Below are 24,325 nucleotides of genomic sequence, written 5' to 3' on the forward strand. Positions count from 1 at the left end.
CAAATATGTCGCAAAAACCAACCGACCGTAAACGCAAAACCGTAGCAAACCGCCTGCTCATACGGCGGTTTGGGTTTCACAATGACAATAAAAAAGCGCAGACCGAAGTCTGCGCTTTTCATCAATCCGTCAGGCGTTTGCCTGCACAGACAGGGATTAACCCAGGTTCTTACGCGCGTTCTGGAACATACGCATCCAGGCGCCGTTTTCACCCCAGCTGTCCGGGTGCCATGAGTTCGCTACGGTACGGAATACACGTTCCGGGTGCGGCATCATGATGGTCACACGGCCGTCTGCTGTTGTCAGGCCGGTAATCGCGTTTGGCGAGCCGTTCGGGTTGTTCGGGTACTGCTGCGTCGGGTTACCGAAGTTGTCCACGAAGCGCACCGCTACCGTACCAGACTGTTCAAGCGCATTCAGGTGTGCTTCATCGCGCACTTCAACACGACCTTCACCGTGCGATACTGCGATAGGCATACGAGATCCCGCCATGCCATCGAAGAATACAGAATCCGATTTCTGTACTTCAACCAGGCTGAAGCGAGCTTCAAAACGCTCAGATTCGTTACGCACGAAACGTGGCCACAGGTCAGCGCCCGGGATCAGCTCTTTCAGGTTAGACAGCATCTGACAGCCGTTACACACACCCAGAGAGAAAGTGTCCTGACGGTTGAAGAACTGCTGGAACTGTTCACGTGCCTGAGCATTAAACAACACTGACTTGGCCCAACCTTCACCGGCACCCAGTACGTCACCGTATGAGAAGCCGCCACAAGCAACCAGACCCTGGTACTCGTCCAGTGCCGCCTGACCAGTCAGGATGTCGCTCATGTGAACATCGACCGCATCGAAACCGGCACGGTCAAACGCCGCGGCCATTTCAACGTGTGAGTTTACGCCCTGCTCGCGCAGAATTGCCATCTTAGGCTTAGCCCCTTTCGCAATGTAAGGCGCTGCCACATCCTGGTTGACATCGAAGCTCAGTGCCACGTTCAGACCCGGGTCAGTGTTGTCTTGCTTAGCAACAAATTCCTGATCAGCACATGCCGGGTTATCGCGCATCGCCTGCATCTTATGCGTGGTTTCTGCCCAGATAGTACGCAGTTCGGTACGCGAGCGATCCAGCAGTACGTCTGCACCAGAAGCCACCACAAAGCGGTCTGACGCTTGTACCGAACCGATAACGTGTGAACACTGTGCCAGACCATTGTCTGCCAGCGTTGCCAGTACAGCGTCCAGTTCAGCGTTCTTAACCTGAACCACAGCACCCAGCTCTTCGTTAAACAGCGCCGCCAGAGCGTCGTCGCCCAGTGCTGCGATATCGGCCTGCACACCACAGTGGCCGGCAAACGCCATTTCCGCCAGAGTCACCAGCAGACCGCCGTCACCTTTATCGTGGTAAGCCACCAGCTTGTCTGCGCGAACCAGAGTCTGCATCGCATCAAAGAAGCCTTTCAGCTGCTGTGCGTTGTCAACGTCAGCAGGCTTGTCGCCCAGCTGCTTGTAAACCTGAGTCAGTGCGGTTGCACCCAGACGGTTCTGACCGTTACCCAGGTCAACCAGTACCAGAGACGTATCGCCCTGGTCAGTGCGCAGTTGAGGTGTCACTGTCTTGCGTACATCTTCAACACGGCCAAATGCAGTGATAACCAGTGACAGTGGCGAAGTCACTTCTTTGCTTTCGCCGTTCTCTTCCCACTTGGTCTTCATCGACATTGAGTCTTTACCCACCGGAATGGTCAGGCCCAGCGCAGGACACAGCTCTTCGCCGACTGCTTTCACTGCTTCGTACAGACCCGCATCTTCACCCGGGTGACCGGCCGGAGACATCCAGTTTGCGGACAGTTTAATGTGTTTGATATCGCCGATATCGGTCGCCGCGATGTTAGTCAGAGACTCACCGACTGCCAGACGCGCTGACGCGCCGAAGTCAAGCAGAGCAACCGGAGTACGCTCACCCATCGACATCGCTTCGCCGTGGTAAGTATCGTAGCTCGCTGCTGTTACCGCACAGTTCGCCACTGGCACCTGCCAAGGACCAACCATCTGGTCACGCGCAACCAGACCCGTTACGGTACGGTCACCAATGGTGATCAGGAAGGTTTTTTCAGCGACAGCTGGCAGACGCAGTACGCGCTCTAGCGCATCATTCAGTTCGATGCCGTTGCGATCCAGCGCCGGGCTGTTGACTTTCAGTGTCGTCGCTTCGCGGTGCATCTTCGGCGCCTTACCAAGCAGGATATCCATTGGCATATCGATTGGCGTGTTATCGAAGTGGCTGTCTTCCAGCGTCAGGTGACGCTCTTCAGTCGCTTCGCCCACAACGGCGTAAGGTGCACGTTCACGCTTACAAATCGCGTCGAACTGGGCCATGTTTTCTGCCGCTACCGCCAGAACATAACGCTCTTGCGATTCGTTACACCAGATTTCCAGCGGGCTCATGCCCGGTTCATCGTTTGGTACGTCACGCAGCTGGAATTTACCGCCGCGGTTACCGTCATCCACCAGCTCAGGCAATGCGTTCGAGATACCGCCCGCGCCCACATCGTGGATAAACGCGATTGGGTTGGCATCGCCCAACTGCCAGCAGCGGTCGATCACTTCCTGACAACGGCGTTCCATCTCCGGGTTTTCACGCTGTACCGAAGCGAAATCCAGATCTTCAGCCGACTGACCAGACGCCATAGAAGAAGCGGCACCGCCACCCAGGCCTATGTTCATCGCCGGGCCACCCAGTACAATCAGCTTAGCGCCGACCGGGATCTCTTTCTTCTGCACGTGCTCGTCACGGATGTTACCCATACCGCCGGCAATCATAATTGGCTTGTGGTAACCACGAATTTCTTCACCCGCGTGAGAAGTGACTTTTTCTTCGTAAGTACGGAAGTAACCCAGCAGGTTCGGACGACCGAATTCGTTGTTGAATGCCGCGCCACCCAGAGGGCCTTCCAGCATGATATCCAGCGCGCTGACGATACGGCCAGGTTTGCCGAAATCGCTTTCCCATGGCTGGACAAATTCAGGAATACGCAGGTTAGAGACGGTAAAACCAACCAGACCCGCTTTTGGCTTACCACCGATACCGGTTGCGCCTTCGTCACGGATTTCGCCACCGCTGCCGGTTGACGCGCCTGGCCAAGGTGAAATCGCGGTTGGGTGGTTGTGAGTTTCCACCTTCATCAGGATGTGCGCATCTTCGTGATGGTAGCCATACTGACGAGAATCCGGGTTCGGGAAGAAACGACCGACTTTAGAACCTGTCATTACCGCCGCGTTGTCTTTATAAGCAGACAGCACGTGATCCGGCGTGGTTTCAAAGGTGTTTTTGATCATCTTGAACAGAGATTTATCCTGCGCAACACCATCGATGGTCCAGTCTGCGTTGAAAATCTTGTGACGACAGTGCTCTGAGTTAGCCTGAGCAAACATCATCAGTTCGATGTCGTTTGGATTGCGACCCAGTTTGGTGAAGTTTTCCACCAGGTAATCAATTTCATCTTCTGCGAGAGCCAGACCCAGAGCAACGTTCGCCTCTTCCAGAGCTTTACGGCCACCCGCCAGAATATCCACTTCAGTGTGAGGAGCGGGTTCTGCCACGGTAAACAGCGCCTGTGCCGCTTCCAGTTCGCTGAACGTCACTTCCATCATGCGGTCATGCAGCAGCGCTTTCAGCGCCGCAACCTGCTCTTCGCTCAGAGCCTGTTCGCTTTCGATGTAGTAAGCCGTGCCACGCTCAAGACGCTTCACCTGAGACAGACCACAGTTTTGCGCGATGTCGGTCGCCTTTGAAGACCAAGGCGAAATCGTACCCGGACGAGGGGTGACTAACAGCAGTAATCCCTGCGGTTCATGTTCTTGAATGGTTGGACCGTAAGTCAGCAGCTTCTCTAACTTTTCGAGTTCCGCACCATCGAGATCGGCTTTGAGATCAGCAAAGTGCATAAACTCAGCATAGATGCCGGTCACTGGCAGGTTTTGTTCACGACAAGTTTCCAGTAGTTTGTTAACTCGAAACTCGGAAAGCGCTGGGGAGCCACGCAAAATTCTCATGTGCTTAGGTCTCTTATATGCAAGTGATTAAGATGTAATTGGAATGAATTCATATAAATAACAGCAGATTAGGCCATTTTTCACTGAACTCATACCGATTTCATCTGTCGTTTGCGTGCGCATTATAGAGGATTTTTTTTTGTGACGTAACATCAAAAGCAACCGTTTGCGTCATTTTTTTTCTTAAATTTGAATTTCCACTCATTTGCTCAAATGTTAGACGCAAATTCCAGCCATCACCTGCAAAACTTTGCCAAGTGGATGGGGTTTGGTATAAAGGCAACACTAGACGTAAGAGATTTCGAATTCATGACCAAGCTTTCCTTCGCCTCACTGAGTCGCATCGTATTGCTGGCCGCCTTTACTTTACTGGCCTCCGGCTGCCAGATAGACTCCGAACCTAAAAGTGAGCTCGACCATATTCTGGAACGCGGCGTATTGCGTGTCGGGACCCTCAACAATCAGCTCTCCTACTATATCGGTCCCGATGGTCCGGCTGGTCTGGATTACGAACTGGCGCGTGAGTTTGCCCGCGAACTGGGCGTGAAGCTGGAAATGAAACCGGCTTACCGCCTGGCGAGCCTGTTTCCGGCCCTGAAAAATGGTGAGATAGACATCATCGCCGCCGGTTTGAGTCAGTCCGAGCAACGGCTGAAAAATTACCGGGCCGGCCCTGCTTATTACTACGTTTCGCAACAGATCGTGTATAAGAAAGGCGAATGGCGGCCACGTAATATTGAGCAGTTGCTGGCAAAACAGAACGAACTGTACGAAAACAACGGCGAACAGCCCATTCTGAGTGTGGTGGATGATTCACACTTCGAAAGCACCCTCAACAGCCTCAGAGCGACCTATCCGGAATTTCACTATCACGTCGATAATAACGCCGACGTGAATGATCTGCTCAAGCAGGTTTCTGTGGGGGATCTGCCATTTACCATGGCCGATTCGGTCGAGATTTCACTGTCCCAACGTATCTATCCCGATATTGCGACGGCATTTGAGCTGACCGAAGATCAACCAATTTCCTGGTTTATGCGCCGCTCGGATGACGAAAGCCTGTACGCCATGATGATTGAGTTCTTCGGTAACCTGAAACAGTCCGGTAGTCTGGCCTCTCTGGAAGAGAAATACATCGGTCATATCGGCAGCTTTGACTATGTCGATACCCGTGCCTTTATCCGTGCTCTGGATAGCCGCTTGCCGAAATGGATGCCGCTGTTCCAGAAATATTCGGAAGAGTTCGACTGGCGTCTGATTGCCGCGCTGGCCTATCAGGAATCACACTGGAACCCGAATGCCAAATCACCGACCGGGGTACGCGGCATGATGATGCTGACCCTGCCGACCGCGCGTAGTGTCGACGTCACCAACCGCCTCAATCCGGAACAGTCGGTACGTGGCGGGGTGGAATACCTGCGCCGGATGATAGAGCGGGTGCCGGATTCAATTCCCGATCATGAGAAAATCTGGTTTGCCCTTGCCTCGTACAACGTTGGCTACGGCCACATGATGGACGCGCGTCGCCTGACCAAACTGCAGGGCGGTTCACCGGATTCCTGGGCGGATGTGAAAGATCGCCTGCCGCAACTGCGTCAGAAACGTTACTTTACCCAGACTCGTTATGGTTATGCGCGCGGGGACGAAGCACTGAGTTATGTGGAGAACATCCGCCGTTACTACCAGAGCATCATCGGCCACGTCGAGCAGAAACAGCTTGAGAACGATGACTCAGGTACCGACGACCTGGCAGTCATCAGCGTTGAAGAGCCTGACGATACCGAAGATGACATGCTGGAAGAGAGTGAGGACGAGCTGGCACCGATCCAGAGCGCAGCCACGCCTGCGCAGCCAACCAGCGCCGCGCCAACAGCCGGTTCGCAATAATTACTTGATTTTTGTCCTTAAAAACCATACATAGGAAAGGGTCAGCACACGCAATGCCGTTGGCTGACCCTTGGTGTGATCCCGGATGATAACGCCGCTGCAAACGCGGGGTAGCATGACATGGCGGTGTCACACCAACACATTAAGCTGTTATTTTTGGGTTTCCTGCTCACCTCTCCCCTTGTTCTCAGCCCCCAGCGGTGTTAAGCCGCGGACTTTGCTGCGCGGATGAGAGTGGCAGGGTTTCTTGTTTATAGTCAGTTGTAGGAGGGTGTTTTATGCTGCGACGTAAACGTCACACAAAACTCCTGAATAAAGCCAGTTCGGCCAGCCGCCGACGCCGCATGATGGCCAACAGCAAACGCAAAGTGCTGGCCCGTCATCGCGCGTATGTTCAGTTATCAGGATAGTGCTCAGTTTCCGGACAAGGTCACGTTCTGCAGATAAGATAACCTTGTCCGGATGAGCTCCGGAATGCAAACATCTGCTGCCAGTGGATGTTTGCCAATAGCCCGTCCTCTGCCATTGAACCCAAGCTTCCGGTCATTAAACCCATTCTGCCAGCTCGCAAACCAGTTCTTGGTGTGACACCACTTATTCATTACCCGCTTGCTGCTGCGCTTGTTTCTCCGCCTCTTTACGAGCTTTAATTTCCTTACGACGACGTTGAAAAAATGCCTGCAACTGAGCGCGGCACTCCTGCTCCAGTAAGCCTTTTTCGACTGTGGCGTAATGATAGGCCGCCTGACTGCTGAACAGATCCAGTACGGTACCGGCGGCGCCCGCTTTGAGATCCGGCGCGCCAAACACAATCCGTTTTACCCGGCTGTGCAGCAAAGCGCCGGCGCACATCGGGCAGGGCTCGAGCGTGACATACAAGGTGGTATCAAGCAGACGATAGTTGCCCAACACCGCTCCCGCTTTGCGCAGCACCTGAATTTCCGCATGCGCGGTCGCATCACAGGCAGTGATCGAACGGTTCCAGCCTTCAGCGATCACCGCGCCGTCTTTAACCAGTACCGCACCGACCGGCACTTCACCTTGCGCTTCCGCCGCCGCAGCCAGTTCCATCGCGCGGCGCATAAAGAGTTCATCCTGGGGAGTAAAAGAGAATGTGCTGTCTGTCATGAGGGCCTCAATAGTCAGTGAAGCGCGATTATAGCAAGCTCACAGGCCGGATATTCAAATTAAATTTCCTGTGCCGCTTAATTCACTGTACCGGCGACGTCGCTGCGCGGTGAAATTCCCGACGGCTTCAGCCCGGCAAATGCTGGGCGAGATAATCCACCAGCAAACGTACTTTAGGCGACAAATGACGGTTTTGTGGATACAGCGCCCATACCCCTTCGCGGTCATCCCGATAGCTGGGCAGTACTTCAACCAGACGCCCGGATTCCAGATGCTCGGAGACGTAATAATCTGGCAACTGCGCCAGACCCATACTTTTCAACACCGCATCGAGTAACACCACTCCGCTGCTGCAACTGATGCGTCCTTTGACCCGGATCGAGCGCGACTGATGATTTTCTTTAAAACGCCAGTGATCATACGTCCCAATCAGACAATAGTGCTGGTTGAGCTCCGACAAGGTATGTGGCGTGCCATACTGAGCGAGATATTCCGGCGTGGCACACACGTACAGATGGCGGTTACTCAGACGACGGGCAATAAAACTCGAATCATCAAGCTGGCCGAGCCGCACCGCAACGTCAACACCCTGTTCAATCAAGTCCAGCTTCTGGTTGCTGAGCACCAGATCCAACTCCAGCTGCGGGTAGAGCTGCAAAAAATCGTGCAGCAGCGGCGCGATTTTCTGCTCGCCGTAAGTGACCGGTGCGGTCACTTTGACCTTACCTTTCGGTGTCTGCTGCATCTGGGTCACGGCCAGCTCGGCCTGTTCCAGCCCCTCAAGCAATGCGCGGCACTGCAGATAATACACCTGCCCGGCTTCGGTCAGTGACACTTTACGCGTGGTGCGCAGCAGCAGCTTGACGCCCAGACGCTCTTCCAGCACCGCCACCCGGCGGCTGACGTTGGCAACCGAGGTCGTCATACGCAGCGCGGCCTGAGTAAAACTGCCGGTTTCGGCCACCGCAACAAATTCATTGACCCCTTCCCAGCTTGCCATAGCCCCTCACTTAGCCTGATGATCTCGATAAGCTTATCGTAATTACAATTACTTACCGTTTGATTATTACAAATTCGTAAAAGTCATTCTCACTTTACCCCGATTATAACAAGCTGAGAAGCGTCTATACTGATTATCTTAGTTCGCGCTCCGGCGTCGCTTTCCCGAGCGATAACGCTCTGACCCGGATGCAGACAATTGAATCAGTTTGATGGTGTCACGCACTCCGTCTTTCACCTTTAATGTTATGAAAAGGAATCACTCCATGTCACAAGACAAATTTATCAAATCTCGTGCAGCGGTAGCCTGGGGACCAAAAGAGCCACTGAAAATCGAAGAAGTGGACGTAATGCTGCCGCGTAAAGGCGAAGTACTCGTGCGTATCGTGGCAACCGGTGTTTGTCACACTGACGCATTCACTCTGTCTGGTGACGATCCGGAAGGCGTGTTCCCGTCAATCCTGGGTCACGAAGGTGGCGGTATTGTGGAAATGGTCGGCGAAGGCGTAACCAGCGTAGAAGTCGGCGATCACGTTATCCCGCTTTACACTGCAGAGTGTGGCGAGTGTAAATTCTGTAAATCTGGCAAAACCAACCTGTGTAGCGCGGTGCGTGAAACCCAGGGTAAAGGTCTGATGCCAGACGGCACTACCCGTTTCTACAAAGACGGTCAGCCAATCTACCACTACATGGGTTGCTCCACTTTCTCTGAATACACTGTACTGCCAGAAATTTCACTGGCGAAAGTGAACAAAGAAGCACCACTGGAAGAAGTGTGTCTGCTGGGCTGTGGGGTAACCACAGGTATGGGCGCCGTAATGAACACTGCGAAAGTGAAAGAAGGCGACACTGTGGCTATCTTCGGCCTGGGCGGTATCGGTCTGTCTGCGATCATCGGTGCACGTATGGCTGGCGCCAGCCGCATCATCGGTATCGATATCAACGAGCGTAAATTCGACCTGGCCAAGCAACTGGGTGCGACCGACTGCATCAACCCGCAAAACTTCGACAAGCCTATCCAGGAAGTGATCGTTGAGATGACCGACGGCGGTGTAGACTTCTCGTTCGAATGTATCGGTAACGTAAACGTGATGCGTCAGGCACTGGAGTGCTGTCACAAAGGTTGGGGTGAGTCTGTCATCATCGGTGTTGCCGGTGCAGGTCAGGAAATCTCAACGCGTCCGTTCCAGCTGGTAACCGGTCGTGTATGGCGTGGTAGCGCATTCGGTGGCGTAAAAGGCCGTTCACAACTGCCTGGCATCGTAGACCAGTACCTGGCGGGCGAATTCGGCCTGCAAGAGTTCATCACTCACACCATGTCACTGGACAAGATCAACGAAGCGTTTGACCTGATGCACTCAGGTGAAAGCATCCGCTCTGTAATTCACTACGACAAATAATCGCGTAATCACTTACGTCGATTGCAAATAATCCCGACTTAGGATTATCCCGCACATTAATCAGGTTGCAGCACTGCCAACGGCGCTGCAACCTTGTGCTATCGGAATACTCTGTCCAAGGAGCAAGAATGAGTCTCACCAATCTCAGTCAGGCTAAGGTGTTTGAAGGCTGGCACAAACAATATCAACACCGCTCAGACGTGCTGAGCTGCGACATGCGTTTCGCGATTTACCTGCCACCGGAAGCGTCTTCGACCAATCCGGTTCCGGTTCTTTACTGGCTGTCAGGCCTGACCTGCACTGACGAAAACTTCATGCAAAAAGCCGCGGCGTTCCAGAAAGCCGCTGAGCTGGGTATCGCGATCGTTGCCCCGGACACCAGTCCGCGCGGCGAAGGCGTACCGGATGATGCTGAAGGCGCCTATGACTTTGGCCTCGGCGCGGGTTTTTACCTCAACGCGACGCAAGAACCTTGGAAGCAGCACTACCAGATGTACAGCTACATTGTCGATGAGCTGCCACAACTGATTGAAGCCCACTTCCCGGTCAACAAACAGAAAGCGATTTCCGGCCACAGTATGGGCGGTCACGGTGCCCTGACCATCGGGATGAAAAACCAGGATCAGTACACCTCTATTTCAGCCTTCAGCCCGATTTGCCATCCGATGACAGTGCCATGGGGCCAGAAAGCGTTCCGTCACTACCTGGGGGAAGATAAATCGACCTGGGAACAGTACGACGCGGTCGAGCTGATGAAAGCGCTGCCGGTCAAAACGCCGATTCTGGTCGACCAGGGTGAAGCCGACAACTTCCTCAACGACCAGCTGAAACCGGAAACCCTGCAAGCCGTAGCAGAGGCCAAGCAGCTAGACGTGCAGATTCGTCTGCATCCGGGTTACGACCACAGCTACTTCTTCATCCAGAGCTTTATTTCAGAACATCTGGCGTTCCACGCCCAGTTCCTGAAAGCGTAAGGCGAGTCAGCATTTCACCATCGCCCTGCGTTACCCCGGATACCCCCTAAGCCCGCAGCTGCGGGCTTTTTGTGACTCACAACAACATGATCCCCGCGGCAATCCATCGGTTTCGCCACAAGCGGTTTCGCCACTTATCATTCATCATCAGCCTGATATTGCGCATAGCGTGACAGCAGGGTACTTAGCTCTATGCTGCGTTCGACACCGAGTCGATCGCGCCAGATCACTTCGATCCGAATCGATTTCAGTACCGGGCTGAGTAGAGTCACACTCCAGACCAAGCGATAATCCGAACCCGCAACCTCTTCGCCGCTGACCACATCGCGCGCAAAATCCGCGACCGTCAGCTCAGACAACGAAGATTGCGCGCCCCGGGTATAAAACCAGGTCAGCTTTTGCTCTGCCAGAGCAAGCGCCTGCCCGCTGCGCTGTGCATAATCGCTGCGCTGCTCAATAAACAGTTGCCAGCTCATCAGCCCCAGCAATCCAACACTGACCAGGATAAAGGCGATCATGACTTCTATCAGGCTGAATCCGTTCGCCCCGGCAGCTATACGCCGCCTAACGCGGCTCGCTGCCATTATCTCTTTCTCCGTCTGATAGCTGCTCTTACCATCGTAATATCCATCTCAGCGTGCGCTCCAAGATCCCGGCTGCCAGACGATGCTCTGCTGTTGCTCCGGCTCGCTTTCTGCCTCTTCACTGCTAGCAGTATCGGCCTCGACGACATAGGCCAGAGTCCGTTGTATACGCCGATAGCCGTAACTGGCCCCGACCGTCACTAATCCCGGCTGACCGGATTCGCTCGGTTGTACCATCTGGTAATCAAACCGCACTAAACCATGCTGATTACACAGCGCAATACTGGCCTTGTCCGGCAGTCGCCCCGATTGATGAGTGATACTGAACAGGCACTCCAGGCCGCCTTCCGCTATCCAGAACTGCTGGCGTGAAATCAGCTCATTGTGGGCCCGTTTGATTTGATAAAACAGAGCCTGATGCAGCCCTAGCGTCATCACTAACGCCAGCATCAACAGCAGTGACACCACCAGCAGGGTGACCATGCCCTTGGCGTTCGTGCTCATTTTCCGTTACGGGTTAAAAGCTGAAAGGAAAGGCTGTGACTGAACTGTGGCTGCCTGGTCAGCCGCGCGCTGAGCCTGACCTCGGTGAGCAGAGCGGTAGCCTGCCCGCCAGCCACACGCCAAGTCATGACCCGAAACTCTGAAACCCGGATTTGGCGCGGTTCAAACAGCGAATAACAATTCCCGCCCCAGCCGGAGTCCGACGCCTGAAGAAAAGTGAGCGGTGCAGGCTGGGCTTTCTCGCAAAGACGCAGTACTCCCTCTTCACGGTCAAAGCGATACACTACGTTGCGATAAGCCTGCTCACCATTTTCGGCAACTCGGTACACATAGCCCAGTGATGCCGCATCCGGCCCCGACTGGATGACATGACCGCCATCCAGCAGAGTCACGGATCCGCCGCGGTCAAACCCGGCCTGATAGAGATCCTCTTTCAGCACCTGCATAACACTGCTCATAGTCTGCACCAGCAGCAGTTGCTGGCTGCGCTCTGCGACATAAGCCTGGCCTTTAATCATGACCTGGCTGGTCACGGACAATGCCATCAGCCCGAGTAAAGAGGCCACCATCATTTCGATCAGCGTTACACCACGTTGACGTTGCAGGCCGCGATGAAACGGATTAATCACATTTTGGATAGCCATAGCTCTCTCCATCCGGCGCACAGACCATCACCCGGCTGGCACCAAATGACGTGGTAAGACGCAGCTCCGGAGCCCCTGCACCATCGGGATGAAAATAGAAACTGCCGTTACTGACTTTGCCGCGCACACCATCAAACTGAATCCGGTCGCGCGCGAAGGTCGCTCTCAGCTTGAGCGCGTGGAACTCGCGGCCATCGAGTACCATTAATCGTTCTCCGCTACCGGGTTCGCTGCTGTCACTCAAAATCAGACGCCAGTGACTGTCGTTGTCAGCCTCCCAGACAATATGCCCCCATAAATCGCGGTTACGCAGTACAGCCTCGGATTTGGCGTGCTGGATGAAGCCCTGTAACTGCCCCGCCAGAGAACGTATTGTTTCCCGGCCGGTCACCTGGCTGAAATCGGGTATCGCTGCCGCCAGTAAAATGCTCAGCATCACTACCGTTATCAGCAGTTCTAGCAAACTAAATCCGCGAACCATTTCCAAGAACCTCATGCAATCAGAGAGAGAACCCATAACCCGTCTTGCTATCAGGCTAACAAGTTTCACAATGGGCTGAATATAGACAGGAAAAGCGATGGAAATGATTCGAATAAATAACTGCAACAGAGGACAAAGCAACATTCAGGGTATGACGCTGATCGAATTGATCCTGGCGATGGCACTGCTGCTGATACTCTCAGCCCTGACCTATCCGCTCTATGCTGACCATATGCAGCGCGCGCACCGCGGCCTGGCTCTGAGTGACATGACCCGGATTCAGTTGCAGCTTGAGACCAGTTACCGCAACGGCTATCACCGCCAGGAGATATTTAACGCCGGCCACTGCCTGCTGTGCGAATCAGACCCAAACCGGTATCAGATAGGACTGGAGCTGTCTGAAGGTGGTTATCTGATTTATGCCACACCGCAAACACAAACTGAGCAGAACAGCGACAGGTGCGACGGACAGCTCTATACCCGGCTGACACTCAGCAGCCAGGGCGAACGTGAGCCCGTTGCCTGCTGGCGCTGATCACCAGGCACAAAAAAGGCCTGCAATGCAGGCCTTGTTAATTCTCGCTTTAAGCTAATCACTATCATTTTACTTAATCACGATCGGTTTAACAGGTTACCGGATTAACTTAACGAATAATATGTTCAGCTTAGCTGGTCAGATCGTCGAAGAATTTCTTCACACCGTTGAAGAAGCCTTCCGATTTTGGCTTATGCTTATTAGCCGCTTCGCCACCGCAAGACTCTTCCAGCTCACGCAGCAGCTCTTTCTGACGCGCGCTCAGTTTCACCGGAGTTTCGACAACCAGCTTGACGATCAGGTCACCAACCGCACCACCGCGCACACTCTTCACGCCTTTACCGCGCATGCGGAACATACGACCGGTCTGAGTCTCTTCCGGCACTTTGAGGTTCACACGGCCATCCAGTGTTGGCACTTCGACTTCACCGCCCAAGGCTGCCATCGCAAAGCTGACCGGTACTTCACAGTACAGGTTATTGCCTTCACGTTCGAAAATATTGTGCTCTTTAACGTGCACCTGTACGTACAGATCGCCCGCCGGAGCGCCCATTTCCCCGGCTTCACCTTCACCGGCCAGACGGATACGGTCACCGGTATCCACACCTGCCGGGATCTTCACATTCAGCGTCTTGGTCTGCTGCTTACGGCCCTGGCCATGGCAAGAATCACAAGGATCTTTGATGATTTTGCCTTTACCGTGACAGGTCGGACAGGTTTGCTGCACAGCAAAGAAGCCCTGACGCATCTGTACCTGGCCGTGGCCATGACAGGTGCCACAGGTCTGAGCCGAGGTGCCTTTCTTCGCTCCAGAACCGTCACAGCTGTCACAGTGCACCAGAGTCGGAACCTGGATCTCTTTCGAAACGCCACGCACGGCCTCTTCCAGAGTCAGTTCCATGTTGTAACGCAGGTCAGCGCCACGCTGCGGACGCGGAGAACCGCCGCCGCGACGGCCACCGCCGAAAATATCACCGAAGACGTCACCGAAAATGTCGCCAAAGTCAGCAGAACCACCGCCGCCGAAACCGCCGCCGCCAAAGCCGCCACCGCCCTGTTCAAAGGCAGCATGACCATACTGGTCGTACGCCGCTTTCTTCTGTGGATCAGTCAGAATCTCATACGCTTCTTTTACTTCTTTAAACTTATCCGCAGAGCTGGCCTCACCCTGGTTACGGTCCGGGTGGTATTTCATCGCCAGGCGTTTGTACGCCTTCTTAATATCGCGCTCAGAGGCATCACGGCTAACGCCTAATACTTCGTAAAAATCACGTTTTGACATGTTCTAGGTCACCAATCTGTTACTGCAAACGACGTGGTTACGCCGCTTGGTGTTTGTATCGACATAGTTAAAGAATCTAGGCCCTAGGATCCTTAACTAAGTCGACAAATTTACGGGCGTAAGAGTTTCCCCCAACGCCCGCATCGAACTTCGTGTTTCCCGTGAGGGAAGAGTCGAAGATGAAGGGCCTGAATTGTACAAATTCAAGCCCCTTCAGACAAAGAATTATTTCTTGTCGTCTTTCACTTCTTCAAACTCGGCGTCAACCACGTCGTCATCTTGCGATGCTGACTGCTGACCAGCATCAGCGCCTTGCTGTGCCTGAGCTTTCTGCTGAGCAATTTCCATCAGTTTCTGAGAAGCCGTCATCAGCGCTTGAACTTTCGCGTCGATTTCTGCTTTATCTTCACCGCGTTTCGCTGTTTCCAGCTCGTTCAGTGCAGCTTCGATTTTCTCTTTCTCGTCTGCTGGCAGAGCGTCACCCGCTTCTTCGATTTGCTTACGAGTACCGTGGATCAGTTGGTCAGCCTGGTTGCGTGCAGTGGCCAACTCTTCGAACTTTTTGTCCGCTTCTTTGTTAGCTTCTGCTTCCTGAACCATTTTCTCGATGTCTTCATCGCTCAGACCACCAGATGCCTGGATAGTGATGTTCTGCTCTTTACCCGTTTGCTTATCTTTCGCTGATACATGCAGGATACCGTCCGCATCCAGGTCGAAGGTTACTTCGATCTGTGGCATACCACGTGGTGCAGCTTGGATGCCTTCCAGGTTGAACTGACCCAGAGACTTGTTGTAAGTCGCCTGTTTGCGCTCACCTTGCAGTACGTGGATAGTTACTGCGTTCTGGTTATCTTCTGCCGTTGAGAACACCTGGTTCGCTTTAGTAGGAATCGTGGTGTTTTTCTCAATCAGCTTAGTCATTACACCACCCATCGTCTCGATACCCAGAGACAGTGGCGTTACGTCCAGCAGCAGTACGTCTTTCACGTCACCCGCCAGTACGCCACCTTGAACTGCAGCACCAACCGCTACGGCTTCATCAGGGTTCACGTCACGACGTGCTTCTTTACCAAAGAAGTCAGCCACTTTCTTCTGAACCATAGGCATACGAGTCTGACCACCCACCAGGATAACGTCAGTGATGTCTTTCACAGACAGGTCAGCATCCGCCAGTGCCACTTTCAGTGGTTCCAGAGAACGTTGTACCAGGTCTTCAACCAGAGATTCCAGTTTCGCACGCGTCACTTTAACGTTCATGTGCTTAGGACCCGTCGCGTCTGCAGTGATGTACGGCAGGTTCACGTCGGTTTGCTGTGCAGAAGACAGTTCGATCTTCGCTTTCTCTGCCGCTTCTTTCAGACGCTGCATCGCTAGCGGATCGTTTTTCAGGTTGATGCCTTGTTCTTTGTTGAACTCTTCAACCAGGTAGTTGATCATGCGGTTGTCGAAGTCTTCACCACCCAGGTGAGTGTCACCGTTGGTTGCCAGAACTTCGAACGTTTTCTCGCCTTCAACTTCATCGATCTCGATGATTGAAATATCGAATGTACCACCACCCAGGTCGTATACCGCGATAGTGCGGTCGCCGCCTTGTTTGTCCAGACCGTAAGCCAGAGCAGCTGCAGTCGGTTCGTTGATGATACGTTTTACTTCAAGACCTGCGATACGGCCAGCATCTTTGGTTGCCTGACGCTGTGCATCGTTGAAGTAAGCTGGAACTGTGATAACCGCGCCGGTTACTTTCTCGCCCAGGTAATCTTCAGCCGTTTTCTTCATTTTTTTCAGAACTTCAGCTGAAACCTGTGGCGCTGCCATTTTCTGGCCTTTCGCTTCGACCCAAGCGTCACCGTTGTCTGCCTTGACGATTTTGTAAGGCATGATAGAGATGTCACGTTGTACTTCTTCGTCTTCATAACGACGACCAATCAGACGTTTGATTGCGAACAGCGTGTTTTCTGGGTTGGTTACAGCTTGACGTTTCGCTGGTTGACCAACTAGCGTTTCACCATCTGTGTACGCAATAATAGAAGGTGTTGTACGCTCACCCTCAGCATTTTCAATTACGCGAGGTTTGTCGCCGTCAAGCACAGCAACACATGAGTTAGTAGTACCTAAGTCAATACCAATGATCTTACCCATCAGGCTATCTCCGAATAAATTCTATGTTCGTTTTGCTATACCCCTTATGTGGGGGTAGAGAATCGGGTTTCAACCCTGCTCACCAACAAAAACGTTGATGTTTGTTTCTCGTATGCCCCATAGATAAGGGCGGCAAGAGCCTTTTCAAGGGCCAAAATAAAAAAAGTTTTAATTTTTCTCGCTCTGACGTGGCAAATCGCCGTTTCTGGCCAATAAAAAAGCGAAGCCGCTAGGCTTCGCTCTGAAATATAAACAGATTATATCGCTCTGCAGCACGCTGTTTTAGCGTGATTCTGTTGCCAGTTCACCGTCCGCTTGTTGTGCAGCCAGCGCGCCTTCACTTTTGGCCACGATGGTGTTAACCGCCGTATCACCCACCACGTTAGATGAGGTACAGAACATATCGTTGATCCGGTCGACCGCAGCGATGATCGCCAGACCTTCTGGTGGCAGGCCCAGTTGGTGCAGCAATACACCGACCATCACCACACCGCCGCCCGGAACACCGCCGGCACCAATCGACAGCAGCAGAATCGTCAAACCCAGAGTAAAGATATCGGCCAAGTTAATCGGCTGGCCAAACGCGTTGGCAACAAAAATGGTCGCCAGCGCAATATAAATAGACACACCGGACATGTTCATGGTCGCGCCAAGCGGCACACCGAAACCGGCTACCGATTTTGACACTTGCAGCTTTTCAGTCAGGGTACGCATCGTCACCGGGATGGTGGCATTTGAGCTGGCGGTCGAAAGCGAGAACAGTACCTGCTCACGGGTCGCGCGCAAAAATTGCTTCGGTGAAACGCTGGTTGTCATGCCGACGACCACCGGATAGAAGACAAAAATCCAGAACACCAGCATCACTACCACCAGGGCCACATAACCGGCGACCGAGAACAAGGTATGCGCATCCAGCGTCGCACCCAGTTGAGTCATCAGGGCAAATACACCGTATGGTGCCAGGCTCATCACCAGACCGACCAGCTTCATCATGATTTCATTGGCCATTTTAAAAGTACGGATCGCAGGGCCACCACGAGAGTCCAGGGCCTGAATGGCCAGACCGGTCAGAATCGCCATAAAAATAATTTGCAGCATGTCACCGTTAGCAAACGCCTGTACCGGGTTACTCGGTACAATGTTTACCACCAGCGAGAAAATGTCCGGCGTTTCTGTTGTGGTCAGCTTAACAGCCTGCGCAACCGTCCCGGCCAGATTCGCATCCGCCCCCGGCTGGAAAATCATGCCAACGGTCAGTGCCGCCGTAATCGCAATAATGGTGTTAACCAGGTAAAGCGCGAAAGTTTTGGTTCCCAGACGTCCAAAAGCCGAGATGTCTTTCAGGTCAACAATACCGCATACGATCGATACGTAAACCAGTGGCACCACCAGCAATTTGATCAGAGAAACAAACATCCCGCCTGCGCCTTCTGCAGCGCCAAGCAGATATACATCAAACAGGGCAACGCCCGAAAAAAGATACTGAATACCGGTGCCGAGCACCAAACCAGCAAATAAACCTAAAAAGATTTTTGTTGAGAGCGATTTATCCATCGTTCCACTCCAGATTGTTGTGTTGAGTATTTCTAGTTATACAGCCGTTTATGTCACACATTGTGCAAAACGTGCGCGCATCATACACAGCAAACCAACAATCCAAAGCATTTGTTTACAAAAATGTTACATTGAGCAAGTTAGAATAATGGCCATTTTTTAGCCATCAATCCCGTATTAAACTCTAATCGGTTGTTTTTAGTGTTATTTCTATTATTAATTAGCAATTAATAATAGAAAGCCATACGCAACAGTGAGTTACTGCACTGTTAGGCATAAAAAAGAGAGACATTCGTCTCTCTTTCTTTACTTGATTGTCATAGCCGTTATGGCAGATGATGCTTATTTAGCAACCATTACCATCGCCGGACGTACAACACGACCATTCAGCTCATAACCTTTTTGCATTACAAACATCACTGTATTTGATGCATGGTCAGGGCTTTCCTGAATCGACATCGCCTGGTGCAGCTCCGGATTGAACACTTCACCTTCCGGGTTGATCTCTTTCAGACCAAATTTAGCAATCGTGTCGACGAACGTTTTATGAGTAAGCTCAACGCCTTCCAGAATCGGTTTAATCGCTTCTACTTCACTATCAGCCGACTGAATTGCGCGCTCCAGGTTATCAATCACCGGCAGCAGCTCTTCAGCAAAACGGCTCAGCGCGAATTTACGTGCTTTGTCGATTTCCTGCTCGCTGCGGCGGCGCATGTTTTCCACTTCAGCACGGGCACGCAGCACGGCATCCTGCTGCTCTTTAACACGCTCTTCGCTGGTCAGCAAAGCGGCTTCCAGTTGAGCGATCTTTGCTTCTTTCTCATCAAGTTCGTCTGCAGAGTCAGCGCCTTGATTCCAATCGATATCAGCATCAGTGCCTACGGCTTCCGCTTCAGTTTGTACCGCGTCTTGCTGCAGCTCTTCGTCTTTCATCTTGTTTTCTTCGTTGCTCATGATATCTCCAGAACTCTTATCACTTATGTGCTAAGGAGTTGAAATGCTTATGAGATTATTACTGTTTTCCTCAGTAAGTCGCTGATAATGACGACCTGGTCTAATATTTGACCGGAAAACCGCAATAAGCCCTCGTTTCCTGACACAAAAATTCGCATAAAAGCGTAACTTGCCTTTATTATGGGGATGAAGAATTCTGATTCAAGCCTAATTCGGTTGGAAAACTTATGAAAAACCCATTTGAAGTGATCGCCATCATTGGTAAACCCCGGGATCAACAAGCAATTCAGACACATAAAGATCTCTACCATTGGTTAACTTCTTTAGGTAAGTCCGTGTTTATCGATGATCGGTTGCGTGACATCCTGACCGATATCCCCGGAGACCACTTTGCCAGTCTGATTGAACTGGGCAAGCATGCTGACCTCGGCATCGTTGTCGGTGGTGACGGCAACATGCTCGGAGCCGCACGTGTCCTTTCGCGCTTCGATATTTCGGTTATCGGCGTCAACCGCGGTAACCTTGGCTTTTTAACCGACCTCAATCCGGAAGATTTTCAGGATCGTCTGATTGATGTCCTCGCCGGCAACTATCTGGAAGAAGAACGTTTTCTGCTAGAAGCAGAAATTCACCGCCACGGCCAGGTGAAAAGCCAGAATGCAGCCCTCAACGAAGCGGTGCTGCACCCGGGAAAAATCGCTCATATGATTGAATTTGAAGTCTACATCGACAACAATTTTGCGTTTTCCCAGCGCTCAGACGGCCTGATCATTTCGACTCCGACCGGATCTACCGCCTATTCACTCTCCGGCGGAGGCCCAATTTTGTCGCCGAGCCTGAATGCCATCACTCTGGTCCCTATGTTCCCGCATACCCTCTCATCCCGCCCATTGGTCGTTGACGGCAAGCGCCATATCAAGCTGATTGTCTCGCCAGATAATCGGGGCACGCAGGAAATCAGCTGTGACGGCCAGGTATCCCTACCAGTGTCACCTGGAGATGAAATCCATATTTATCAGAGCCCTAACGTGCTGAAACTGATTCATCCGCAAGACTACAGCTATTACCATGTATTGCGAAATAAGCTCGGCTGGTCGAGTAAATTGTTCTAAAACCAAGATACGCGACCCAGATCACATTTTCTCTCTGGTTAAGCAAAAGATTTCACCTGACCAACTTTACTGTATAAAGAAACAGTATATACTGTTTTCTTATACAGTATTGTTCAATTATACAGGTGCACAAAATGCTGGCTCATCTAAGTGTAAATAATTTTGCGATTGTTAAAGCTCTGCAACTGGAGCTGTCAAAGGGAATGACCACCATCACCGGTGAAACCGGTGCCGGTAAATCGATTGCCATTGATGCGCTTAGCCTCTGTTTAGGCGGCCGCGCGGAAGCCAGCATGGTGCGACAAGGTGAAGAAAAAACCGAAGTCAGCGCCGCTTTTGTCCTCGACAATAATATTCACGCCACCCGATGGCTGGAAGATAACGAACTGCTGGATGGCAAAGACTGCATTCTGCGTCGCACCATCAGCAAAGACGGCCGTTCACGCGCCTTTATTAACGGCAGTCCGGTACCACTTTCTCAGCTAAAATCCCTGGGTCAATTGCTGATCAACATCCATGGTCAGCATGCTCACCAGCAACTGATGAAGCCGGAACAACAGCTGGCGATGCTGGATCAATACGCCGGCCACGGTGAACTGATGAAAAAGACCCGTCTTGCCTACCAAAACTGGCGTCAGGCCAACAATCAGTTAAAACAGCTGCAAGAGAACAGCCAGCAGAATCTGGCTCAGCTGCAACTGCTCGAATACCAAATCAAAGAACTGAATGAACTGGCGATCGGCGAAGACGAATACGCTGAGCTGGAGCAGGAGCACAAACGTCTGTCCAACAGCGGTGAACTGGCGATGAACTGCCAGCAAGCAATTGAACTGCTCTACGAAGGTGAAGATGTCAACGCGCTTGGCATGCTGCAAAGCGTCAGCCATACCCTGATTGAACTGGCTGAAATGGACACAAAACTGGCCGCATTGCCAAATATGATCAGTGAAGCCATGATTCAGCTCGAAGAAGCCAACAATGAACTGCGTTCCTATCTGGATAATATCGATGTCGATCCGGAGCGCATGGCGTATGTCGAAGAGCGCTACTCACGCATTATGTCCTTGTCACGCAAGCACCATGTCCTGCCGGAAGAGCTGTATCAGCATCATCAGGATCTGCTGCAGCAAATCGAACAACTCGACTGCTCGGAAGAAAAAATGTCGGAGCTGAAAGAAGAAGTCGGCAACAAATACCAGTTACTGGTCAACGTGGCAGAGAAACTGCACAAATCACGCAGCCGCTATGCCAAAGAGCTGGATAAGCTCATCAGCCAGAGCATGCATGAACTGAGCATGGAAAAAGCCGAATTCAAAATTGATGTGTGTAATCAGGGCGGCCACCCATCGCCGCTTGGTTTTGACTCAGTGACCTTTCTGGTTTCCACCAACCCGGGCCAACCGTTGCAGCCAATCGCCAAAGTTGCGTCCGGCGGTGAACTGTCGCGGATTTCGCTCGCCATCCAGGTGATTACCGCGCAGAAAGTCGATACTCCGAGCCTGATTTTCGATGAAGTGGATGTGGGTATCTCAGGCCCGACGGCAGCCGTAGTCGGCAAAATGCTGCGTACCCTGGGCGAGTCCACCCAGGTCATGTGTGTCACCCACTTACCTCAGGTTGCCGGCTGCGGTCATAACCAGCTGTTTGTCGCTAAACACACCAAAGGCGGCACTACGGAAACCCAGATGGTTAAGCTTGATAATGAACAACGAGTAGCAGAGCTGGCTCGCCTGCTGGGTGGTAGCCAGATCACAGAATCGACGCTGGCCAATGCCAAAGAGCTGCTCATCGCGGCTTAATCGACAAAATTTGCTAATTTTTGTTCACGCTTTGCAACCTAATTCAAAATTCGCAGTCATAAAAAGCTCAGGGAGAGTGTGAAGTTTTTACTTCTGCCCTGAGCTTGTTTATTATCACCCCAGTTTTGAGTTTGATCAGCAGTAGAATTGAATATGCAGTTAACCAAGTGGCTTGTTGCCCTACCCCTTGCCGTGACCATGTTGTCAGGCTGTTCTGTCGTTGAGCGTCTGGTTTATCGTATCGATATCAACCAAGGTAACTACGTTGAGCAACAGTCGGTTGATCAACTGAAGTTTGGTATGTCTAAAGATCAGGTACGCTACGTATTAGGCTCGCCAATGCTGGTAGAAAACGGCTATCCGGATACCTGGTATTACATCTACCATCACACACCAGGACACGGCGACACCGAGCAGAAAAATCTGGTCGTCAATTTTAATAATGACGGCAACCTGATGGATATCGCCGGTGATTTTAAAACCAGTGATGACTTCTTTGAAAGCCTGAACTAAATCGTGAGTCGGCGCTTTCAAGCTATCTTGGATAGGTAAAAATCACAGATAGTCAAAGCATCACAGAAGATGAAACAACACCAAATAGCGGATAGCAAAAGAGCTCGCCTAAGCGAGCTCTTTTTTATTGCGCCGTGTTAACTCGGGTTGTTTAAAATTAACACATCATCAGGCTTCTTCTGCTTTGCGCTGCGCACTCGGCTTGCCACCGGTGGCCGGGGCTGCTTTAGCAGCCGCTTTAGCTTGTTCAGCGCGCTTGCGGCGGATTTCTTTCGGATCAGCCAGCAGCGGACGGTAGATCTCAATCCGGTCACGATCACGCACGGTCGCATTCAGCTTCACATTACGGCTGAACACACCGACTTTGTTTTTGCTCAGATCAATCTCCGGATACATCTTCAGTACACCCGAAGTCTGAATGATCTCTTCCACCGTCATGTCTTTATTGACGACCAGAGTCAGCACACGCTGCTCATGCGGCAAAGCATACACCACTTCAACATGGATCATGTCTGATTCAATACTCATTGCGCGTTAACTCTCTTCGCTTAAAACGTGTATACACAAGCTTGCTAATCACAAGCCGGTTATACATAAACCTGTTTGGCACGCGCGGTAAACGCATTCACCATATTACTGGTCAGCTCGTTAAACACCTTACCAAACGCCAGCTCAATCATTTTACTTGAGAACTCAAATTCTAGTTTCAGCTCAACTTTACACGCCGATTCATCCAGTGGAGTGAAAAACCAGCCGCCACGGAGAGTACGGAACGGGCCATCCACCAAGTTCATAATGATCGACTGACCATGGCTCAGCTCATTAGAGGTCGTGAAGGTTTTGCTGATGCCAGCCTTGGACACATCCACAGACGCCACCATCTTATCTGAGGTTGTCTCCAGCACGCGGCTGCCCGAACATCCGGGTAAAAATTCCGGATAGCTCGCCACATCATTGACTAAATGAAACATCTGATCCGCACTGAACGAGACCAACGCGGAACGACTGACTTGCTTCATCTTTTCTCCTCACCTTCGCGTGAACTGCACCAAAAATTCGTGCCTACATAACTATTTATACCTATATTCCGCTCAGTTGAGTTCAGTTCGGAATATTGCACCCACTCTGATTGTACTTTTATCCCTTAGCGAGCTCAAGTTACTGCATAATGCCTCTTGAGCTATGATTCGGTTAACCTTATGCTACACAAAGAAAACCATTCCCTAACTTTCCACCAATCCGTATAATGCGCCCACTATGGTAAAGAAAAATTCAAAGACAAAAGCGGGTAGCAACACTATCGCGCTGAACAAAAAAGCCCGCCACGAGTATTTCATTGAAGATGAAATCGAAGCTGGTCTGGAGCTACAGGGCTGGGAAGTCAAATCACTTCGCCAGGGTAAAGCCAACATCGCAGAAAGTTATGTATACATGCGTGACGGAGAAGCGTTTATCTCCGGCATGACCATCACGCCACTGCAGCAAGCCTCCACTCACGTGGTCGCGAACCCGACCCGCGTGCGCAAACTGCTGTTATCGCGTCGTGAACTGGATAACCTGTTCGGTCGTATAAACCGTGAAGGGATGACGTTAACCGCGCTATCGCTGTACTGGTCACGTTCTTGGGTCAAGCTGAAAATCGGCGTCTCGAAAGGTAAAAAACTGCACGATAAACGTGATGACCTGAAAGACAAAGACTGGCAACGCCAGAAAGCACGCGTCATGAAGAGCAATAACCTGCGTTAATAGTAACCAGTTAATCGTATACCACTGGACACACAATACT

General features: G+C 51.9%; 21 protein-coding genes and 1 pseudogene. 9 read left to right on the forward strand and 13 right to left on the reverse strand.

Annotated features, from left to right (window positions below; genetic code table 11):
• Window positions 1–156: 156 nt before the first annotated feature.
• Complete coding sequence (gene purL, locus KNV97_RS14660) at window positions 157–4,050, reverse strand: phosphoribosylformylglycinamidine synthase (RefSeq protein WP_218562207.1); 3,894 nt, start codon at window positions 4,048–4,050, stop codon at window positions 157–159.
• A 309-nt stretch (window positions 4,051–4,359) separates the two neighbouring features.
• Between purL and mltF the strand changes: the two are divergent.
• Both mltF and KNV97_RS22040 read left to right on the forward strand, forming a co-directional pair.
• Window positions 4,360–5,815 (forward strand): annotated as a pseudogene (gene mltF / locus KNV97_RS14665) (membrane-bound lytic murein transglycosylase MltF); the annotation flags it as partial.
• 400 nt (window positions 5,816–6,215) lie between these two features.
• A complete protein-coding gene (locus tag KNV97_RS22040; protein ID WP_256612022.1) occupies window positions 6,216–6,347 on the forward strand; it encodes a hypothetical protein in 132 nt (43 codons plus the stop codon).
• Window positions 6,348–6,531: 184 nt separating this feature from the next.
• Here the strand turns inward: KNV97_RS22040 and tadA are convergent, their stop codons facing one another.
• Both tadA and KNV97_RS14675 read right to left on the reverse strand, forming a co-directional pair.
• Entirely contained in the window at window positions 6,532–7,065 is a 534-nt protein-coding gene (gene tadA / locus KNV97_RS14670; RefSeq protein ID WP_136483544.1) for a tRNA adenosine(34) deaminase TadA, read from the reverse strand.
• A 127-nt stretch (window positions 7,066–7,192) separates the two neighbouring features.
• Window positions 7,193–8,065, reverse strand: a complete 873-nt coding sequence (locus KNV97_RS14675; protein ID WP_136483543.1) for a LysR family transcriptional regulator — start codon at window positions 8,063–8,065, stop codon at window positions 7,193–7,195.
• Window positions 8,066–8,330: 265 nt separating this feature from the next.
• Between KNV97_RS14675 and KNV97_RS14680 the strand changes: the two genes are divergently transcribed.
• Window positions 8,331–9,464, forward strand: coding sequence for an S-(hydroxymethyl)glutathione dehydrogenase/class III alcohol dehydrogenase (locus KNV97_RS14680; RefSeq protein ID WP_136483542.1), 1,134 nt, complete (start codon window positions 8,331–8,333; stop codon window positions 9,462–9,464).
• A gap of 128 nt (window positions 9,465–9,592) precedes the next feature.
• Complete coding sequence (gene fghA, locus KNV97_RS14685) at window positions 9,593–10,438, forward strand: S-formylglutathione hydrolase (protein ID WP_136483541.1); 846 nt, start codon at window positions 9,593–9,595, stop codon at window positions 10,436–10,438.
• A 137-nt stretch (window positions 10,439–10,575) separates the two neighbouring features.
• Here the strand turns inward: fghA and KNV97_RS14690 are convergent, their stop codons facing one another.
• Genes KNV97_RS14690 through KNV97_RS14705 form a run of 4 tightly spaced genes read right to left on the reverse strand, consistent with a single transcriptional unit; the run spans window position 10,576 to window position 12,651 of the window.
• Window positions 10,576–11,022 (reverse strand): type IV pilus modification PilV family protein, encoded by a 447-nt coding sequence (locus tag KNV97_RS14690; protein WP_218562208.1) that lies wholly within the window; start codon window positions 11,020–11,022, stop codon window positions 10,576–10,578.
• A 48-nt stretch (window positions 11,023–11,070) separates the two neighbouring features.
• Window positions 11,071–11,526 carry a hypothetical protein gene (locus KNV97_RS14695; RefSeq protein ID WP_218562209.1) on the reverse strand — a complete coding sequence of 152 codons (456 nt, stop codon included), beginning with the start codon at window positions 11,524–11,526 and terminating at the stop codon, window positions 11,071–11,073.
• Window positions 11,523–12,170, reverse strand: a complete 648-nt coding sequence (locus tag KNV97_RS14700) for a PilW family protein (RefSeq protein WP_218562210.1) — start codon at window positions 12,168–12,170, stop codon at window positions 11,523–11,525. The genes KNV97_RS14695 and KNV97_RS14700 overlap by 4 nt, the downstream gene beginning before the upstream one ends.
• Window positions 12,148–12,651: a GspH/FimT family pseudopilin gene (locus KNV97_RS14705; RefSeq protein ID WP_218562211.1), complete on the reverse strand. Its 504-nt coding sequence runs from the start codon at window positions 12,649–12,651 to the stop codon at window positions 12,148–12,150. The genes KNV97_RS14700 and KNV97_RS14705 overlap by 23 nt, the downstream gene beginning before the upstream one ends.
• A gap of 97 nt (window positions 12,652–12,748) precedes the next feature.
• Here KNV97_RS14705 and KNV97_RS14710 point away from each other — a divergent pair, with 97 nt between their 5' ends.
• Window positions 12,749–13,186 (forward strand): type IV pilin protein, encoded by a 438-nt coding sequence (locus KNV97_RS14710; RefSeq protein WP_218562212.1) that lies wholly within the window; start codon window positions 12,749–12,751, stop codon window positions 13,184–13,186.
• 130 nt (window positions 13,187–13,316) lie between these two features.
• On the opposite strand, the gene dnaJ is transcribed toward KNV97_RS14710, so the two are convergent.
• From dnaJ to grpE, 4 genes are all read right to left on the reverse strand, one after another.
• Complete coding sequence (gene dnaJ / locus KNV97_RS14715) at window positions 13,317–14,468, reverse strand: molecular chaperone DnaJ (RefSeq protein ID WP_136483535.1); 1,152 nt, start codon at window positions 14,466–14,468, stop codon at window positions 13,317–13,319.
• A gap of 225 nt (window positions 14,469–14,693) precedes the next feature.
• A complete protein-coding gene (gene dnaK, locus KNV97_RS14720; protein WP_136483534.1) occupies window positions 14,694–16,607 on the reverse strand; it encodes a molecular chaperone DnaK in 1,914 nt (637 codons plus the stop codon).
• Between the two features lie 282 nt (window positions 16,608–16,889).
• Window positions 16,890–18,161 (reverse strand): dicarboxylate/amino acid:cation symporter, encoded by a 1,272-nt coding sequence (locus KNV97_RS14725; RefSeq protein WP_218562213.1) that lies wholly within the window; start codon window positions 18,159–18,161, stop codon window positions 16,890–16,892.
• 342 nt (window positions 18,162–18,503) lie between these two features.
• Window positions 18,504–19,115, reverse strand: coding sequence for a nucleotide exchange factor GrpE (gene grpE, locus KNV97_RS14730; RefSeq protein WP_218562214.1), 612 nt, complete (start codon window positions 19,113–19,115; stop codon window positions 18,504–18,506).
• A 227-nt stretch (window positions 19,116–19,342) separates the two neighbouring features.
• On the opposite strand from grpE, the gene nadK reads away from it, so the two are divergent.
• The 3 genes from nadK (at window position 19,343) to bamE (ending at window position 22,539) form a co-directional block, all read left to right on the forward strand.
• A complete protein-coding gene (gene nadK, locus KNV97_RS14735) occupies window positions 19,343–20,227 on the forward strand; it encodes an NAD(+) kinase (protein WP_136483531.1) in 885 nt (294 codons plus the stop codon).
• Window positions 20,228–20,361: 134 nt separating this feature from the next.
• On the forward strand, window positions 20,362–22,026 hold the full coding sequence (recN, locus tag KNV97_RS14740) for a DNA repair protein RecN (RefSeq protein WP_218562215.1): 1,665 nt from the start codon (window positions 20,362–20,364) through the stop codon (window positions 22,024–22,026).
• Window positions 22,027–22,179: 153 nt separating this feature from the next.
• Complete coding sequence (bamE, locus tag KNV97_RS14745; RefSeq protein ID WP_136483529.1) at window positions 22,180–22,539, forward strand: outer membrane protein assembly factor BamE; 360 nt, start codon at window positions 22,180–22,182, stop codon at window positions 22,537–22,539.
• A 168-nt stretch (window positions 22,540–22,707) separates the two neighbouring features.
• Here bamE and KNV97_RS14750 read toward each other — a convergent pair whose 3' ends face one another.
• A complete protein-coding gene (locus KNV97_RS14750; protein ID WP_136483528.1) occupies window positions 22,708–23,067 on the reverse strand; it encodes an RnfH family protein in 360 nt (119 codons plus the stop codon).
• A gap of 59 nt (window positions 23,068–23,126) precedes the next feature.
• Window positions 23,127–23,558: an SRPBCC family protein gene (locus tag KNV97_RS14755; RefSeq protein WP_136483527.1), complete on the reverse strand. Its 432-nt coding sequence runs from the start codon at window positions 23,556–23,558 to the stop codon at window positions 23,127–23,129.
• Window positions 23,559–23,796: 238 nt separating this feature from the next.
• On the opposite strand from KNV97_RS14755, the gene smpB reads away from it, so the two are divergent.
• Window positions 23,797–24,285 carry an SsrA-binding protein SmpB gene (gene smpB / locus KNV97_RS14760; protein ID WP_218562216.1) on the forward strand — a complete coding sequence of 163 codons (489 nt, stop codon included), beginning with the start codon at window positions 23,797–23,799 and terminating at the stop codon, window positions 24,283–24,285.
• Window positions 24,286–24,325: the final 40 nt, after the last annotated feature.

Origin of the sequence: Vibrio ostreae, from assembly GCF_019226825.1 — a bacterium.
Taxonomy (GTDB): Bacteria; Pseudomonadota; Gammaproteobacteria; order Enterobacterales; family Vibrionaceae; genus Vibrio; species Vibrio ostreae.